Source organism: Streptococcus shenyangsis (assembly GCF_006385785.1).
GTDB classification, from domain to species: Bacteria; Bacillota; Bacilli; order Lactobacillales; family Streptococcaceae; genus Streptococcus; species Streptococcus shenyangsis.
Map to the genome: position 1 here is coordinate 1 of NZ_VFSH01000020.1, position 15,839 is coordinate 15,839.

A 15,839-nucleotide genomic window follows, 5' to 3' on the forward strand; every position below is an offset into this window, starting at 1 on the left:
TTGTAGACTATATTGATTACTACAACAATAAACGAATTAAGGTAAAACTAAAAGGACTCAGTCCTGTGCAATACAGAACTAAATCCTTCGGATAAATTGATTGTCTAACTTTTTGGGGTCAGTACACAGTTCGCTTGATAATATGCGTTTTTTGAATTTTATAGACTGCTCGTTTAAACTCTATTTACCTCGTACATTCCGGAGCGAGATGGACTATTAGTCGCATACAAAATGAGTACTATTCGGATTTTATTTTCGTGTACAATTTCAGCCATTCTTGTTATAATCAGCCTATAGGGATCAAGGAGGCGACTTTTATGGCTGTTTTTGTGTCTTTGGATGGAATTGTGGTAGAAGTACTTAATGTCTTTTCTTCTTTTGATGGGGATGGTGAGTTTTTCTTGTGTAAACGTCTTAAAGACAAGAGTCAGTTTGTGATGGAACGCTCTCGGTTCGAGGAGATGTTCCAACTTCAAAGTAGTCACTTGACGACGCAAGAAAAATTACAATTGTTTACCTCCGTGTTTGCTGGCCGTTATGATGTTTATGCTAAGAGTTTTATCAATGAACAAGGGAAAATTCAGTATTTTCCTTCCTATGATTATGGTTGGAAGCAGTTGCCGCCTGAAAAACGGAGTTTCCAGACATTAACGGACTCCGTTTTGAAATCTCATTTTCGTGGGGAGACAGCCATTGGTATCTTTCCTATGCACTTAGATGATAGCTGTTATTTTTTGGTACTGGATTTGGATGAAAGAGATTGGAAAGAATCCGGTTTAGCCATTCGAAGAATAGCCAGGGAACGCCAGATGGAAGCCCATTTAGAGATTTCTCGTTCGGGTCACGGACTCCATATTTGGTTCTTCTTTGAGGAATCGATTCCGAGTCAAGAGGCTCGCTTGTTTGGAAAGAAACTATTAGAATTGGCTATGCAGGAAAGTATGCAACTGTCCTTTGATTCTTTTGATCGCATGTTTCCAAATCAGGATGTTCTTCCTAAAGGTGGATTTGGTAATTTGATTGCCCTTCCTTTTCAAGGAGAAGCTTATCATCAAGGGCGAACGGTCTTTGTGGATGAACATTTTCAGCATTATGAAGACCAATGGAGGTATCTACAAGAAATCCAGAAGATTTCAACTGCTAAAGTGGCACTGTTAATCCAAGAGGAGTTAGGCAAGCAAGAATTGGATAAGGAGTTGAAGGTCGTCTTATCCAATATGATCCAACTTGAAAAATCGTCTGTGACACCCAAGACACTGTTTTTCTTGAAAAATATGGCTTCATTTTCTAATCCCGAATTTTATTTAAAGCAGGCTATGCGACAGCCAACCTATCAAATTTCTGAGCGAATGTATTTATTTGGAGAATCCGATCATTATTTATGGCTACCAAGAGGCTTGCTGTATCCATTGCAAGATAAATTTAAGCAGGTATCTGTGGAAGATAGGAGAAAGGTACAAAGGTCTATTAGAGTGGAATTTAAGGGAGCACTCACTTTTGAGCAAGAGTTAGCCCTGTCAGATATGATTTCCAAAGAAAATGGTTTACTCCATGCGGAGACTGGTTTTGGGAAGACCGTTTTAGGTGCTGATCTCATCTCTGAACGGAAGACCAAAACAATTATCCTAGTTCATAATAGGCAACTCTTAGACCAATGGCTGGATCGTTTAAACCATTTTTTGACTTTCGAAGAGGAAGAAGCTACCCGTTATACGGCATCGGGTCGTGAAAAGGTAATAGGCTATGTTGGGCAGTACGGTGGGACTAAGAAATGGCTGAGTAAACTGGTTGATGTTGTTATGATTCAATCTCTATTTAAGTTGGAAAATAGTCAAAGTCTTTTGGATGAGTATGAGATGATGATTGTGGATGAGTGTCATCATGTCTCTGCCTTGATGTTTGAAAAAGTTGTTACTCAGTTTAGAGGGAAATATCTTTACGGTTTGACGGCTACGCCTGAGCGTAAGAATGGTCATGAGCCTATTGTTTTTCAGAGAATTGGTGAGATACTCCATACTGCTGATAAGAGGGAGACGGATTTTAAACGGCAATTGCAATTAAGATTCACTTCTTTTGGTCATTTGGAAATTGAAAAGACCAAAGCAAGTAATTTTATACAGCTTAGTGATTGGATTGCTACTGACTCAGTGAGGAATCAGATGATTCTAAAGGATATTCTAGACCAAGTGGCAGAAGGGCGGAATATCTTGGTTCTAGTCAATCGAATTCAACAGATAGATTTTTTTGAAAAATTATTGAAAGAGAAAGAGGTTGATGACTGTTATATTATTAGTGGCAAAACCAAAGTCCGAGAGAGAACAAGTTTACTGGAGATATTAGAACAGCTAGATAAAGGGTTTGTATTGTTGTCAACTGGAAAATACATTGGCGAAGGTTTTGACTTGCCTCAGCTAGACACGCTTATCTTGGCAGCGCCCTTTTCTTGGAAAAATAATTTGATTCAGTACGCCGGTCGGATTCATAGAAACTACAAGGATAAGTCTTCGGTACGTATTTTCGATTATGTGGATATTCATGTTCCTTATTTAGAAAAGATGTTTCAGAAACGACAAGTAGCTTATCGAAAGATGGATTATCGTGTCATCGAGGGTGAGGAGAAACAATTCGTTTATGTTGATAGTAGATATGAGAAGGTGCTGAGAGAGGACTTGGCAGGGGAAAGACAGGAGTGTATGCTTATTTTACCTTATGTGCACCAGACAAAACTGATGAAATTTCTAAAAGAATTTAGGATTAGTCAAATTGAGATATGTATACCAGAGACGGTTGCAAATAAAGCATGGCTAGACCAGATGAAGAGCAAGAAAATTAAAGTGTCTTTTACTCAATCAAAAATAGTAACGCCTATTCTTTTGGTGAATAAGACTATTGTTTGGTATGGTGCAATGCCATTATTAGGGAAGGTAGATGAAATGACCATATTACGTTTGGAATCAGCTAGTATAGTTTCTGAACTAGTAGCAGATTTACGATAGAGAAAACTTTTAAAAATTTCTATGTATGACTTTCATTTTGCAGGAACGCGAAGTCTTGATATGTAAACGACTCAATGAGCTGGAAATCAACGGCATTCGATTGACCAAATTTAAAACTGGTGAAATTGGTATCGAATTTATCTGGATTGATACCGAAAACCCACCTCACGACACCATCGGCTGGGTAGCAAAGAAATAAAAGTCCTATCACTTTCTCCCATTTAACCTTTGACTATTCTGCAAAATTATCGTAAAATAAAGAGTAAATGATAAAATGAGGTCAGAGTCTATTTGCTCTGGCGATAGTAGTATAAATGAGGAGAAACGCTTTGGAATTAGAAGTATTTGCTGGGCAAGAAAAAAGTGAACTATCTATGATTGAGGTAGCGCGTGCTATCTTGGAACTTCGTGGTCGCGATCACGAGATGCATTTTAGCGATCTTGTAAACGAAATTCAAAACTACCTTGGAACATCAAACAGCGATATCCGCGAAGCCTTGCCTTTGTTCTACACAGAGTTGAACTTTGACGGTAGCTTCATCTCACTTGGAGACAACAAATGGGGTCTTCGTTCATGGTATGGTGTAGACGAAATCGACGAGGAAATTATCGCTCTTGAAGAAAATGATGACGATGAAGTAGCACCAAAAGCTAAGAAAAAACGTGTCAATGCCTTCATGGATGGTGATTCAGATGCCATTGACTACAATGCGGATGATCCAGAAGACGAAGATGCATACGAAGCAGATCCGGCTCTTTCATACGATGATGAAAATCCAGATGATGAGAAAAATGAAGTGGAAGCTTATGATGCAGAAATCAACGAGATTGCTCCTGATGACTTGGGTGAAGACGTGGATCTCAACGAAGAAGACGACGAGTTTTCAGATGATGATTCTGAAAACATAGAGGAATAAAAGTTAGCTATTGACAATTATCCTATTTTTAGGTATCATATTGTTCGGGCACCTCTTTTAGAGGTCGGGGCTCCCTAGTTCTTAGGGAGCTATTTTTGTTTTTTCAAGAAGTTATCTTCTTGTATTTTAGTTGTGAATCTGGTGCAGTCGTTCCAGGTTATTCTTATTAGTAGGGTCTTGTTTTCTATGTCCCCTCGTAGTCAACAAGACCTTGAGCATTTTAGAAAGAGGAATCTATGTCTACGAAATATATTTTTGTAACTGGTGGTGTGGTATCGTCTATTGGGAAAGGGATTGTGGCAGCGAGTCTAGGCCGTCTCTTGAAAAATCGTGGTCTCAAAGTAACCATTCAAAAATTTGACCCTTATATCAATATCGACCCGGGAACCATGAGTCCTTATCAGCATGGGGAAGTTTTTGTGACAGATGACGGAGCTGAGACAGATTTAGACTTGGGACACTATGAACGTTTCATTGATATCAATCTGAATAAATATTCCAACGTGACAACTGGTAAAATTTACAGTGAAGTTCTACGTAAGGAACGTCGTGGAGAATACCTTGGGGCAACTGTTCAGGTTATTCCTCATATCACAGATGCTTTGAAAGAAAAAATCAAGCGTGCCGCTCTAACTACAGACTCTGATGTCATTATCACAGAGGTCGGTGGAACCGTTGGGGATATCGAGTCCTTGCCATTTCTAGAGGCCCTTCGTCAGATGAAGGCAGATGTGGGTGCGGATAATGTTATGTATATCCATACAACCTTACTTCCTTACCTCAAGGCAGCTGGTGAAATGAAGACCAAACCAACTCAACACTCTGTAAAAGAATTGCGTGGATTGGGAATCCAACCAAATATGTTGGTTATTCGTACAGAAGAGCCAGCTGGTCAAGGAATTAAAAACAAACTGGCTCAGTTCTGTGATGTGGCACCAGAAGCCGTTATCGAATCGTTGGATGTTGAACATCTTTACCAAATTCCGTTGAATTTGCAGGCACAAGGTATGGACCAGATTGTCTGTGATCACTTGAAATTAGACGCACCAGCAGCGGATATGACAGAATGGTCAGCTATGGTGGACAAGGTTATGAACCTGAAAAAACAAGTTAAAATTTCCCTTGTTGGTAAGTATGTGGAGTTGCAAGATGCCTACATCTCTGTGGTTGAAGCCTTGAAACACTCTGGTTATGCCAACGACGCAGAAGTTAAGATTAATTGGGTCAATGCCAATGATGTGATAGCAGAGAATGTGGCAGAGCTTTTGTCTGATGCGGACGGAATCATCGTACCAGGTGGTTTTGGCCAACGTGGTACTGAAGGGAAAATCCAAGCCATCCGCTATGCGCGTGAGAATGATGTTCCCATGTTGGGTGTCTGCTTGGGAATGCAGTTGACTTGTATTGAGTTTGCTCGTCACGTTTTAGGACTCGAAGGTGCCAATTCTGCTGAACTTGCACCAGAAACAAAATACCCTATCATTGATATCATGCGTGATCAGATTGATGTTGAGGATATGGGGGGAACCCTTCGTTTGGGACTTTATCCATCCAAGTTGAAACGTGGTTCTAAGGCAGCAGCTGCTTATCACAATCAAGAAGTGGTGCAACGCCGTCACCGTCACCGTTATGAGTTTAACAATACCTTCCGTGAGCAGTTTGAGGCAGCAGGCTTTGTCTTCTCAGGAGTTTCTCCAGATAATCGTTTGGTCGAAATCGTAGAAATTCCTGAAAATAAATTCTTTGTAGCGTGTCAGTATCACCCTGAACTTTCAAGCCGTCCAAACCGCCCAGAAGAACTCTACACTGCCTTTGTGACTGCAGCGGTTGAGAACAGTAATTAGCTAAATCAGAACCTTTGAGAACAATCTCAGAGGTTTTTTGCTTGCATATTTAGGATATGAGTTGCAAAATAAAAACATAGTGATATAATTAACATAACAATACCTAAGGAGGATTTACAATGAAAAAAATCACACTATTTGGTTTGTCTCTAGCAGGTCTAGCTTTACTGGCTTTTCCTCATTCGGGGCAGGCATTTGAGCTTAAAGAAGAATGGGTTGTTAAGTGTGGAGTGCAGTATCAAGATGGCAAGATTCTTCGGTTTAACAATGGTCATGAAGTGGATATCAAAGTCTTGGATTTGCCAAAAACTGAGAAAATCGAGTGGACGGTTAGTCTCGATGGTCAAGATCAGACAGTCAATTTTCTAGGTCAAGAAAAGGACAAGTCTATGATTGGTATAGAAGGGCGTTACCTGAATTTCTATGTTCCATATGGCTATAGAGGAGATATCAAGGTAGAAGCCAAGAGCGGAAACGAAGTGAAGACCTGGTCAACGAAAGTTGTGGATGATATTCATAATGATAGTGGAAAGAGAGGTTACTATCGTATTGAAGAATCAAACAATCAATACACTTACCTCGATGCTAAATGGGATTATCAAACCAAGACTTACACTGCTACCTTACCAGAGACTGTCAATGGTCAAAAAGTATATGCTTGGGCAGACTATGACAATAGTGAGTTGAAACTTGAAAAACTAAAATCTATCAGTCACAAATATGATGGAGGAGCTTTCAAAGAACTTTATCCCATTGTAAAAGCAGAAAGCTGGCTAAAATCAAACCAAAACTGGTACTATCAAAAACAAGGTCAATTAGTGCAGAAGGACTGGGTTTATGACAAGGGAACTTGGTACTTTATGAATGATAAAGGAGTCATGTTCAATCAAACTTGGCTCTATCTAGGTGACAACTGGTATGCCTTTAAATCATCAGGAGCCATGATTGCTAGTGATTGGCTTTACGACCAAGGCAAGTGGTACTATTTATCAACTTCAGGAGCTATGAAAGCAAGCGCTTGGGTTTATGACAAGGGAGACTGGTATTATGTAAGTTCTTCTGGTGCCATGTTAGCGAATGACTGGGTCAAAGATAATGGCAAGTGGTACTATCTAGCTTCGTCAGGTAAGATGCTTCGTAATACCTACACACCTGATGGTTACTACGTTGGCAACTCAGGCGCTTGGCAATAAGAATAATACTCTTCGAAAATCTCTTCAAACCACGTCAGCTTCATCCACAACCTCAAAACACTGTTTGGAGCTGACTTCGTCAGTTTTATCCACAACCTCAAAACACTGTTTGGAGCTGACTTCGTCAGTTTTATCTACAACCTCAAAGCAGTGCTTTGAGCAACCTGCGGCTAGCTTCCTAGTTTGCTCTTTGATTTTCATTGAGTATAAGAAGTCCTTTTCCTTAAAGGAAGAGGCTTTTTACTTGCTTTTCTGCTGCTTCCTCATTTGTCCTAAAGCCTTTTTTGTGTTAAAATGAATGGTATGAAAGCTAAAAAAATGTGGATGGCAGGCTTGGTTCTGCTAGGTATTGGGAGCCTTGCCCTTGCTACGAAAAAAGTTGCAGATGACCGTAAGCTCATTAAGACTCAGGAAGAGTTGACAGAGATTGTACGAGACCATTTTTCAGCCATGGGGGAAATTGCGACCCTCTATGTTCAAGTTTATGAAAGTAGTCTAGAACGACTTGTCGGAGGGGTTATTTTTGAGGATGGCCGTCATTATACCTTTGTCTATGAAAATGAAGACCTAGTCTATGAGGAGGAAGTCTTATGATACAACCAGCAAGTTTAGAAGAATTAGCATCTTTAGTGGAAAAAGAGGGCAAGAAGGTCTTTCTTTTTGTAGCAGACTGGTGTGGCGATTGTCGTTATATCTATCCTGCTTTACCAGAAATTGAAGAAACAAATCCAGAGTTCACCTTTATTCGAGTGGACCGAGACCAGTATATGGATTTGGCTAAACTCTGGGATGTATATGGCATCCCTAGCCTCGTTGTTCTAGAAAAGGACAAGGAAATCGGTCGTTTTGTCAATCGTGACCGTAAAAGCAAGGAACAAATCAATGACTTTTTAGCAGGACTGAAATAGGAGAAAAGAGAAATAATGATTTTTACATATAATAAAGAACATGTCGGTGATGTCCTTATGGTCATCGTGAAAAATAGCGGAGATGCCAAACTAGATGTGGAACTCAAAGGCAAGGTAGCTCGTATTTTCCTCAAAGAAAACGGAGAAACAGTGGCCTGGAATATTTTCGAAGTTTCGAGTTTATTTGAAATTGTAGAGCGAGGTCAAGTCTTTTTATCCGATGAGCAAGTCGCTCGTTTGAACCAAGAATTACAAACGGAAGGTTTTGCAGAGGAAATTGTCAATGACAAGGAGCCTAAGTTTGTTGTTGGTGAAATTGTCGAGATGGTAGCTCATCCAGATAGTGACCACCTTAACATCTGCCAAGTTGCAGTCGCAAGTGACAAGACAGTGCAAATTGTTGCTGGAGCACCTAATGCGCGTGTGGGGTTGAAAACCATTGTAGCTCTTCCTGGAGCTATGATGCCCAAAGGCAATCTTATTTTCTCAGGTGAACTTCGTGGTGAAAAAAGTTTTGGCATGATGTGTAGTCCTCGTGAATTGCATTTGCCAAATGCTCCGCAAAAACGTGGTATTATTGAATTATCAGAAGACCAAGTTGTTGGAACTCCATTTGATCCAGCTAAGCACTGGACTTCCTAAGATGTTGTTAGTATCTGATACACCAGATAGAAGGAAATAAGATGGCAAAAAATGTAGTGATTACAGGAGCGACATCAGGAATCGGTGAAGCGATTGCGCGTGCTTATCTGGAGCAGGGTGAGAATGTCGTTCTAACCGGACGACGGACGGACAGATTAGAAGCCCTCAAGTCAGAGTTTGCAAAAACTTTTCCTAGTCAAAAAGTTTGGACCTTTTCATTAGATGTGACGGATATGGACATGGTAAAGACGGTCTGCTCCGATATTCTAGAAACGATAGGGCAGATTGATATCTTGGTCAATAACGCTGGACTAGCTCTAGGTTTAGCACCCTATCAGGATTATGAAGAGCTGGATATGTTGACAATGTTGGATACCAATGTTAAAGGTTTGATGGCAGTCACTCGCTGTTTCTTGCCAGAAATGGTAAAAGCTAATCAAGGTCATATCATCAATATGGGCTCAACTGCAGGAATTTACGCCTATGCTGGTGCAGCAGTTTATTCAGCCACCAAGGCAGCAGTTAAGACCTTTTCAGATGGACTGCGAATTGATACCATTGCAACAGATATCAAGGTGACCACCATTCAGCCTGGAATTGTCGAAACAGATTTTTCTACAGTGCGTTTTCATGGTGACAAAGAGCGAGCTGCGTCCGTTTACCAAGGAATAGAAGCCTTGCAATCTCAGGATATTGCAGATACAGTAGTCTATGTGACCAGTCAGCCTCGCCGTATGCAGATTACGGATATGACCATTATGGCCAATCAACAGGCGACAGGTTTCATGGTTCATAAAAACTAAAAAATTTCCTCGAAAAGTTACAAATTTCTGTAACTTTTTTTGATTTCCTGCGAATAGATAAGTAGGAGGAAGAAAATATGTATAATAAAGTTATCTTAATCGGACGCTTGACGTCTACACCAGAATTGCACAAAACCAACAATGACAAGTCAGTAGCGCGAGCGACCATTGCTGTCAACCGTCGTTACAAAGATCAAAATGGGGAACGTGAGGCAGATTTTGTCAATATGGTCCTATGGGGCAGATTAGCAGAAACCTTGGCAAGCTACGCAACCAAAGGAAGTCTCATTTCAGTGGATGGAGAATTACGTACCCGTCGTTTTGAGAAAAATGGTCAAATGAATTATGTGACCGAAGTACTTGTCACAGGATTCCAACTCTTGGAAAGTCGTGCCCAACGTGCCATGCGTGAAAATAACGCAGGCCAAGATTTGGCAGACTTGGTTTTGGAAGAGGAAGAATTGCCATTTTAATCATTAAAAAGTCTGAGTTGGTCTCAGGCTTTTTATCTTGAGAAAGTCAGACTTTTTTCTTGACTATTTCTGACCAAGTGATACAATAGAACTATGAATTAGCACTCGAGTGTAAAGAGTGCTAATAATATGTAGTTCATCATGGAGGAAATCAGATGTTGAAACCATTAGGAGACCGTGTGGTCTTGAAAATCGAAGAAAAAGAACAAACTGTTGGTGGCTTTGTCCTTGCAGGTTCAGCTCAAGAAAAAACCAAAACAGCCCAAGTTGTGGCTATTGGACAAGGTGTTCGTACCTTGAACGGTGACTTGGTTGCTCCAAGTGTTAAAGCTGGAGACCGTGTCTTGGTTGAAGCTCACGCAGGTCTCGATGTCAAAGATGGCGATGAAAAGTACATCATCGTTGGCGAAGCTAACATCTTGGCTATCATTGAAGAATAGAAGGAGAAAGTAAGTATGTCAAAAGAAATTAAATTTTCATCAGATGCCCGTTCAGCTATGGTCCGTGGTGTCGATATCCTTGCAGACACTGTTAAAGTAACCTTGGGACCAAAAGGTCGTAATGTAGTTCTTGAAAAATCATTCGGTTCACCACTCATCACAAATGACGGTGTAACTATTGCCAAAGAAATCGAATTGGAAGACCATTTTGAAAATATGGGTGCCAAATTGGTATCAGAAGTAGCTTCAAAAACCAATGATATCGCAGGTGACGGAACGACAACTGCAACTGTCTTGACCCAAGCAATCGTCCGTGAAGGCATCAAAAACGTCACTGCAGGTGCCAATCCAATCGGCATTCGTCGTGGGATTGAAACAGCAGTTACCGCAGCAGTAGAAGCCTTGAAAAACAACGCCATCCCTGTTGCCAATAAAGAAGCCATCGCTCAGGTTGCTGCCGTATCTTCTCGTTCTGAAAAAGTCGGTGAATACATTTCTGAAGCCATGGAAAAAGTTGGCAAAGATGGTGTCATCACTATCGAAGAGTCACGTGGTATGGAAACAGAACTGGAAGTTGTGGAAGGAATGCAGTTTGACCGCGGTTACCTTTCACAGTACATGGTGACAGATAGCGAAAAAATGGTGGCTGACCTTGAAAATCCGTATATTTTGATTACAGACAAGAAAATTTCTAATATCCAAGAAATCTTGCCACTCCTAGAAAGTATTCTCCAAAGCAATCGTCCACTATTGATTATTGCGGATGATGTGGATGGCGAGGCTCTTCCAACTCTTGTTTTGAACAAGATTCGTGGAACCTTCAACGTGGTAGCAGTCAAGGCGCCTGGATTTGGTGACCGTCGTAAAGCTATGCTCGAAGATATCGCTATCTTAACAGGCGGAACAGTTATCACAGAAGACCTAGGTCTTGAGTTGAAAGATGCTACGATTGAGGCGCTTGGTCAAGCAGCGAGAGTAACTGTGGACAAAGATAGCACTGTTATCGTAGAAGGTGCTGGAAATCCTGAAGCTATTTCTCACCGTGTTGCGGTTATCAAGTCTCAAATTGAAACTACAACTTCTGAATTTGACCGTGAAAAATTGCAAGAACGCTTGGCAAAATTGTCAGGTGGTGTAGCGGTTATTAAGGTCGGAGCCGCAACTGAAACTGAGTTGAAAGAAATGAAACTCCGCATTGAAGATGCCCTCAACGCTACTCGTGCAGCTGTTGAAGAAGGTATCGTTGCAGGTGGTGGAACAGCCCTTGTAAATGTGATTCCAGCCGTGACGAATTTGGAATTAACAGGAGACGAAGCAACAGGCCGCAATATTGTTCTCCGTGCTTTGGAAGAACCTGTTCGTCAAATTGCCCACAATGCAGGATTTGAAGGATCTATCGTTATCGATCGTTTGAAAAATGCTGAAGTTGGTACAGGATTCAACGCAGCAACTGGTGAGTGGGTTAACATGATTGATCAAGGGATTATCGACCCAGTTAAAGTGAGTCGTTCAGCCTTACAAAATGCAGCATCTGTAGCAAGCTTGATTTTGACTACAGAAGCAGTTGTAGCCAATAAACCAGAACCAGTAGCCCCAGCTCCAGCAATGGATCCAAGCATGATGGGCGGCATGATGTAAGCTTTCTATAGAAAACACAAAAGGAGGGAATGTCTATCTCTCCTTTTTATGATATTCACTTCTAAATAGATTTGAGCTCTCCTAACTTATATGATAAAATAAGACTAGAAAAAGGAGAAGAACATGATCGATGTAGAAGAAATTCTGAGCAAGATGAATCCCAATCAGAAGATTAATTATGACCGTGTCATGCAGAAGATGGTCCAAGTATGGGAAAAAAATGAGCAACGGCCAACCATTCTCATGCATGTTTGCTGTGCCCCTTGCAGTACCTATACCCTAGAATATTTGACCAAATACGCTGACGTGACCATTTATTTTGCCAATTCTAATATCCATCCCAAGGCAGAATACCATAAGCGCGCCTATGTTACCAAGAAATTTGTCAGTGATTTCAATGAGCGTACAGGAAATACGGTCCAGTATCTAGAAGCTCCCTACGAGCCAAATGAATACCGAAAATTAGTTAGAGGACTAGAAGAAGAACCTGAAGGTGGCGACCGTTGTAAGGTTTGTTTTGACTACCGACTGGATAAGACAGCGCAAGTGGCTATGGATTTGGGCTTTGACTACTTTGGTTCAGCCTTGACCATCAGTCCTCATAAGAATTCTCAAACCATCAACAGCATCGGAATCGATGTGCAAAAAATTTACACAACCCACTATCTTCCAAGTGATTTCAAGAAAAATCAGGGTTACAAACGTTCAGTAGAGATGTGTGAAGAGTATGACATCTACCGTCAATGTTATTGCGGATGCGTTTATGCAGCCCAAGCCCAGAACATTGATCTGGTTCAGGTTAAGAAGGATGCCACAGCGTTCTTGCTGGATAAGGATGTTGAAAAAGACTATTCCCATATCAAATTTACAGTTACAAAATTAGATATATAAGGATAAGCCCAGTTGTAAAGCTGGGTTTTTAAAATAAAAAAACCAGGGCTTTCACCCTAGTTTGACAACTTTACCGATTCTTTAGTTCTACATAGCGCTTGTACCAAATGTTTACATAGGCTTCTGAGAAAGGACCGCGTCCATTATTAATCCAATCAACAAGAATTTTGACATGTTCTTTTAAAATATAGTCCAAGTCATCAGAATAATTCATTTTGCGTTTGTGACGCTCATACTCCTCAACATCCAAGAGACGTTTTTCCCCATCTGTAAAAATTTTAACATCCAAATCGTAATCAATATACTTCAGTGCTTCTTCATCCAGATAGTAGGGGCTAGCCATATTGCAATAGTAGGAAATTCCATTATCGCGAATCATGGCAATGATATTAAACCAATATTTCTTGTGAAAGTAAACAATAGCCGGTTCTCGAGTGACCCAACGACGACCATCACTTTCGGTAACAAGTGTATGATCGTTGACACCAATAATGGCGTTTTCTGTTGTTTTTAGTACCATGGTGTCCCGCCAAGTTCGGTGGAGACTCCCATCATGCTTATAACTTTGAATTGTAATAAAGTCGCCTTCTTTTGGAAGCTTCATAACTAACCAACTTTCTACAATTTATAAGTTTATCGTTTACTATTGTACCATAAAATTGCCTGAAATCTGTGAATTTTACATGAAAATATTAAAGATATTCTCTGAGAGCGCTTGCTATATCCGAAAAATCGTAGCCCTTTCGTGCTAAAACTTGGGTTAAACGCTGTTTAAGTTCGTATCCTTCATATTTTCGGGCATACTTGGCATATTGCTTATCAAGTTCCTTGAAGATGAGTTCCTGAGTCGTTTCTTGGTCAACTTGACTATTCAACTGCTCAAAGGCAATTTTAGCATCAGAGTAGGAGAAGCCCTTGTTGGTCAGATTCTGGATAATCTTATCTTGCAAAGCACGAGCTGGAAGTTTTCCTTCATATTTCTTCAATAGTTTATTGGCTACACGTTGAGTAACTTCAGAAAAATCAAATTCTTTCAAGTTCTCTTCTATAGTAGATTTTGAAATCCCTTTTTGTGTTAGTTTCTGAGTCAGTACATAAGGCCCCTTGTCTCCTGAAAGGTGATTTGCATTGATGATAGCATAAGCGTACTGACCATCATTAATCCACTTATCCTCTTTAAGATTAGCAATGACCTGAGAAGCTATGTTTTCATCGATATCGTATTTTTTCAGATATTCTCTGACTTCTTTTTCAGTGCGAGCTTTAAAGGATAGGTGGTAGAGGGCTAGATTCTTACCATAAGAAAATTGAGCAAAGTTCTGAATCTCTTTCAATTCCTCTTCGCTTATCACCTTATCTCTCGATAACATAAAACGAACAATTGTATCTTCAGTAATGTAGCATTTGTCGCCGTTATCAAGCTCCATCAGATAGAGTCTTTTTTTCTTTTCAAGTTTTGTGATTTTCATAGTTCTATTATAACTCAAAATGTGATAAGATAGGGGTATGAATCTGAAAGTGAAACAAAAAATACCATTAAAAATCAAGCGCATGGGAATTAATGGTGAGGGAATCGGCTTTTACCAAAAAACGTTAGTCTTTGTACCTGGAGCTTTAAAAGGAGAAGATATCTATTGTCAGATTACTTCTATTAAACGTAACTTTGTTGAAGCGAAATTATTAAAGGTCAACAAGAAGTCTAAATTTCGCGTTGTGCCAGCTTGTACTATTTACAATGAGTGCGGAGGCTGCCAAATCATGCACCTGCATTATGATAAGCAGCTGGAGTTCAAGACGGACTTGCTTCATCAAGCGCTGAAAAAATTTGCCCCTGCAGGATATGAAAATTATGAAATCCGCCCGACGATTGGTATGCAGGAACCAAAGTACTACCGTGCTAAGTTACAATTTCAGACTCGAAAATTTAAGAATCAGGTCAAGGCGGGCTTATATGCACAAAACTCTCACTATTTAGTAGAGTTGAAAGATTGCCTAGTACAAGACAAGGAAACCCAAGTGATTGCTAATCGTCTAGCAGAATTACTTACTTATCACCAGATTCCAATCACAGACGAGAGGAAAGTCCTAGGTGTCCGTACTATTATGGTTCGACGAGCAAGGAAGACCGGACAGGTTCAGATTATTATTGTTACAAATCGTCAGCTTAATTTAACCCTGCTGGTAAAAGATTTAATTAAAGTTTTTCCAGAAGTTGTGACAGTAGCTGTTAATACAAATACAGCTAAAACCAGTGAGATTTATGGTGAAAAGACAGAGATTATCTGGGGAGAAGAGAGTATTCAAGAAGGTGTACTCGACTATGAATTCTCACTATCCCCTAGAGCTTTCTATCAGTTAAATCCTGAACAAACAGAAGTCCTCTATAGCGAGGCAGTAAAAGCGCTAGATGTTAGTAAAGAAGACCATTTGATTGACGCTTATTGTGGAGTTGGAACGATTGGATTTGCCTTTGCAAAGAAAGTTAAAACACTCAGAGGTATGGATATTATTCCAGAAGCTATTGAAGATGCTAAGCGAAATGCTAAAAGAATGGGATTTGATAATACACATTACGAAGCAGGAACAGCAGAAGAGATTATTCCTCGATGGTATAAGGAAGGTTACAGAGCAGATGCACTGATTGTGGATCCACCGCGTACAGGTCTGGATGATAAGTTGTTAGACACTATTCTTACCTATGTGCCAGAAAAAATGGTTTATATTTCATGTAATGTTTCAACCTTAGCACGGGATTTGGTGCGTTTGGTAGAAGTCTATGATCTTCATTATATCCAGTCGGTCGATATGTTCCCACATACCGCTCGAACTGAAGCTGTTGTAAAGCTGATAAAAAAGAGAAAAAGCATAGTGTTTAAAGAGTTTAATATTGGGCTGAAATAGTCAAATTAAAAAAAGTCGAAAAAAATTAAAAAAATAGAAAAAAAGTAGTTGACAAAAAATAAAAATGCTGTATAATAGTAAGAGTTGAAAATAACAACTCTGGTCCGTTGGTCAAGGGGTTAAGACACCGCCTTTTCACGGCGGTAACACGGGTTCGAATCCCGTACGGACTATGGTATGTTGCAGATAAAAT

The 15,839-nt window shown here is 40.1% G+C and carries 18 protein-coding genes and 1 tRNA gene; 16 read left to right on the forward strand and 3 right to left on the reverse strand.

Going from position 1 to position 15,839, the window contains the following annotated elements; genetic code table 11:
- The 6 genes from FJR77_RS09965 to FJR77_RS09990 all read left to right on the forward strand — a co-directional run.
- On the forward strand, nt 1-95 hold a 95-nt coding region (locus FJR77_RS09965), incomplete at its 5' end, for an IS3 family transposase (RefSeq protein ID WP_140834408.1).
- A 222-nt stretch (nt 96-317) separates the two neighbouring features.
- Nucleotides 318-2,996 (forward strand): TOTE conflict system archaeo-eukaryotic primase domain-containing protein, encoded by a 2,679-nt coding sequence (locus FJR77_RS09970; RefSeq protein ID WP_140834707.1) that lies wholly within the window; start codon nt 318-320, stop codon nt 2,994-2,996.
- 25 nt (nt 2,997-3,021) lie between these two features.
- Nucleotides 3,022-3,195 carry a hypothetical protein gene (locus FJR77_RS09975; protein ID WP_140834709.1) on the forward strand — a complete coding sequence of 58 codons (174 nt, stop codon included), beginning with the start codon at nt 3,022-3,024 and terminating at the stop codon, nt 3,193-3,195.
- A 130-nt stretch (nt 3,196-3,325) separates the two neighbouring features.
- Nucleotides 3,326-3,913 carry a DNA-directed RNA polymerase subunit delta gene (gene rpoE, locus FJR77_RS09980; RefSeq protein WP_031227756.1) on the forward strand — a complete coding sequence of 196 codons (588 nt, stop codon included), beginning with the start codon at nt 3,326-3,328 and terminating at the stop codon, nt 3,911-3,913.
- 236 nt (nt 3,914-4,149) lie between these two features.
- Complete coding sequence (locus FJR77_RS09985) at nt 4,150-5,757, forward strand: CTP synthase (RefSeq protein WP_140834712.1); 1,608 nt, start codon at nt 4,150-4,152, stop codon at nt 5,755-5,757.
- Nucleotides 5,758-5,876: 119 nt separating this feature from the next.
- Nucleotides 5,877-6,950, forward strand: coding sequence for an N-acetylmuramoyl-L-alanine amidase family protein (locus FJR77_RS09990; RefSeq protein ID WP_181146641.1), 1,074 nt, complete (start codon nt 5,877-5,879; stop codon nt 6,948-6,950).
- Between the two features lie 24 nt (nt 6,951-6,974).
- On the opposite strand, the gene FJR77_RS10390 is transcribed toward FJR77_RS09990, so the two are convergent.
- On the reverse strand, nt 6,975-7,151 hold the full coding sequence (locus FJR77_RS10390) for a hypothetical protein (RefSeq protein ID WP_235888739.1): 177 nt from the start codon (nt 7,149-7,151) through the stop codon (nt 6,975-6,977).
- Nucleotides 7,152-7,244: 93 nt separating this feature from the next.
- On the opposite strand from FJR77_RS10390, the gene FJR77_RS10000 reads away from it, so the two are divergent.
- The 8 genes from FJR77_RS10000 (at nt 7,245) to FJR77_RS10035 (ending at nt 12,745) form a co-directional block, all read left to right on the forward strand.
- A complete protein-coding gene (locus FJR77_RS10000; protein WP_140834714.1) occupies nt 7,245-7,544 on the forward strand; it encodes a DUF4651 domain-containing protein in 300 nt (99 codons plus the stop codon).
- The gene (locus tag FJR77_RS10005) at nt 7,541-7,858 is read left to right on the forward strand and encodes a thioredoxin family protein (protein WP_140834716.1); all 318 of its coding nucleotides are present in this window, start codon (nt 7,541-7,543) and stop codon (nt 7,856-7,858) included. The genes FJR77_RS10000 and FJR77_RS10005 overlap by 4 nt, the downstream gene beginning before the upstream one ends.
- 15 nt (nt 7,859-7,873) lie before the next feature.
- Nucleotides 7,874-8,500 (forward strand): YtpR family tRNA-binding protein, encoded by a 627-nt coding sequence (gene ytpR / locus FJR77_RS10010; RefSeq protein WP_140834718.1) that lies wholly within the window; start codon nt 7,874-7,876, stop codon nt 8,498-8,500.
- A 41-nt stretch (nt 8,501-8,541) separates the two neighbouring features.
- Nucleotides 8,542-9,303 carry an SDR family NAD(P)-dependent oxidoreductase gene (locus FJR77_RS10015; RefSeq protein WP_140834721.1) on the forward strand — a complete coding sequence of 254 codons (762 nt, stop codon included), beginning with the start codon at nt 8,542-8,544 and terminating at the stop codon, nt 9,301-9,303.
- Between the two features lie 77 nt (nt 9,304-9,380).
- Entirely contained in the window at nt 9,381-9,776 is a 396-nt protein-coding gene (locus FJR77_RS10020; protein ID WP_000282442.1) for a single-stranded DNA-binding protein, read from the forward strand.
- A 155-nt stretch (nt 9,777-9,931) separates the two neighbouring features.
- Complete coding sequence (groES, locus tag FJR77_RS10025) at nt 9,932-10,216, forward strand: co-chaperone GroES (RefSeq protein ID WP_140834723.1); 285 nt, start codon at nt 9,932-9,934, stop codon at nt 10,214-10,216.
- Between the two features lie 15 nt (nt 10,217-10,231).
- Nucleotides 10,232-11,854 carry a chaperonin GroEL gene (gene groL, locus FJR77_RS10030; protein WP_140834725.1) on the forward strand — a complete coding sequence of 541 codons (1,623 nt, stop codon included), beginning with the start codon at nt 10,232-10,234 and terminating at the stop codon, nt 11,852-11,854.
- A gap of 123 nt (nt 11,855-11,977) precedes the next feature.
- Nucleotides 11,978-12,745, forward strand: a complete 768-nt coding sequence (locus tag FJR77_RS10035; RefSeq protein ID WP_000567567.1) for an epoxyqueuosine reductase QueH — start codon at nt 11,978-11,980, stop codon at nt 12,743-12,745.
- Nucleotides 12,746-12,815: 70 nt separating this feature from the next.
- Here the strand turns inward: FJR77_RS10035 and ntdP are convergent, their stop codons facing one another.
- Together ntdP and recX are read right to left on the reverse strand one after the other, a co-directional pair.
- Nucleotides 12,816-13,349, reverse strand: a complete 534-nt coding sequence (gene ntdP, locus FJR77_RS10040) for a nucleoside tri-diphosphate phosphatase (protein ID WP_000775316.1) — start codon at nt 13,347-13,349, stop codon at nt 12,816-12,818.
- An 88-nt stretch (nt 13,350-13,437) separates the two neighbouring features.
- The gene (gene recX, locus FJR77_RS10045) at nt 13,438-14,214 is read right to left on the reverse strand and encodes a recombination regulator RecX (RefSeq protein ID WP_140834727.1); all 777 of its coding nucleotides are present in this window, start codon (nt 14,212-14,214) and stop codon (nt 13,438-13,440) included.
- Between the two features lie 37 nt (nt 14,215-14,251).
- On the opposite strand from recX, the gene rlmD reads away from it, so the two are divergent.
- Together rlmD and FJR77_RS10055 are read left to right on the forward strand one after the other, a co-directional pair.
- The gene (gene rlmD, locus FJR77_RS10050) at nt 14,252-15,646 is read left to right on the forward strand and encodes a 23S rRNA (uracil(1939)-C(5))-methyltransferase RlmD (RefSeq protein WP_140834729.1); all 1,395 of its coding nucleotides are present in this window, start codon (nt 14,252-14,254) and stop codon (nt 15,644-15,646) included.
- A gap of 101 nt (nt 15,647-15,747) precedes the next feature.
- Nucleotides 15,748-15,819: transfer RNA gene (locus FJR77_RS10055), tRNA-Glu, on the forward strand.
- Nucleotides 15,820-15,839: the final 20 nt, after the last annotated feature.

Coding starts and splice junctions, on each gene's coding strand:
- FJR77_RS10005 (WP_140834716.1), top strand. CDS start 7,541: ATGATACAACCAGCAAGTTTAGAAGAATTAGCATCTTTAGTGGAAAAA.
- FJR77_RS09990 (WP_181146641.1), top strand. CDS start 5,877: ATGAAAAAAATCACACTATTTGGTTTGTCTCTAGCAGGTCTAGCTTTA.
- groES (WP_140834723.1), top strand. CDS start 9,932: ATGTTGAAACCATTAGGAGACCGTGTGGTCTTGAAAATCGAAGAAAAA.
- FJR77_RS09970 (WP_140834707.1), top strand. CDS start 318: ATGGCTGTTTTTGTGTCTTTGGATGGAATTGTGGTAGAAGTACTTAAT.
- FJR77_RS10000 (WP_140834714.1), top strand. CDS start 7,245: ATGAATGGTATGAAAGCTAAAAAAATGTGGATGGCAGGCTTGGTTCTG.
- recX (WP_140834727.1), bottom strand. CDS start 14,214: ATGAAAATCACAAAACTTGAAAAGAAAAAAAGACTCTATCTGATGGAG.
- FJR77_RS09985 (WP_140834712.1), top strand. CDS start 4,150: ATGTCTACGAAATATATTTTTGTAACTGGTGGTGTGGTATCGTCTATT.
- FJR77_RS09975 (WP_140834709.1), top strand. CDS start 3,022: ATGACTTTCATTTTGCAGGAACGCGAAGTCTTGATATGTAAACGACTC.
- FJR77_RS10015 (WP_140834721.1), top strand. CDS start 8,542: ATGGCAAAAAATGTAGTGATTACAGGAGCGACATCAGGAATCGGTGAA.
- rlmD (WP_140834729.1), top strand. CDS start 14,252: ATGAATCTGAAAGTGAAACAAAAAATACCATTAAAAATCAAGCGCATG.
- ytpR (WP_140834718.1), top strand. CDS start 7,874: ATGATTTTTACATATAATAAAGAACATGTCGGTGATGTCCTTATGGTC.
- groL (WP_140834725.1), top strand. CDS start 10,232: ATGTCAAAAGAAATTAAATTTTCATCAGATGCCCGTTCAGCTATGGTC.
- FJR77_RS10035 (WP_000567567.1), top strand. CDS start 11,978: ATGATCGATGTAGAAGAAATTCTGAGCAAGATGAATCCCAATCAGAAG.
- FJR77_RS10020 (WP_000282442.1), top strand. CDS start 9,381: ATGTATAATAAAGTTATCTTAATCGGACGCTTGACGTCTACACCAGAA.
- FJR77_RS10390 (WP_235888739.1), bottom strand. CDS start 7,151: ATGAAAATCAAAGAGCAAACTAGGAAGCTAGCCGCAGGTTGCTCAAAG.
- ntdP (WP_000775316.1), bottom strand. CDS start 13,349: ATGAAGCTTCCAAAAGAAGGCGACTTTATTACAATTCAAAGTTATAAG.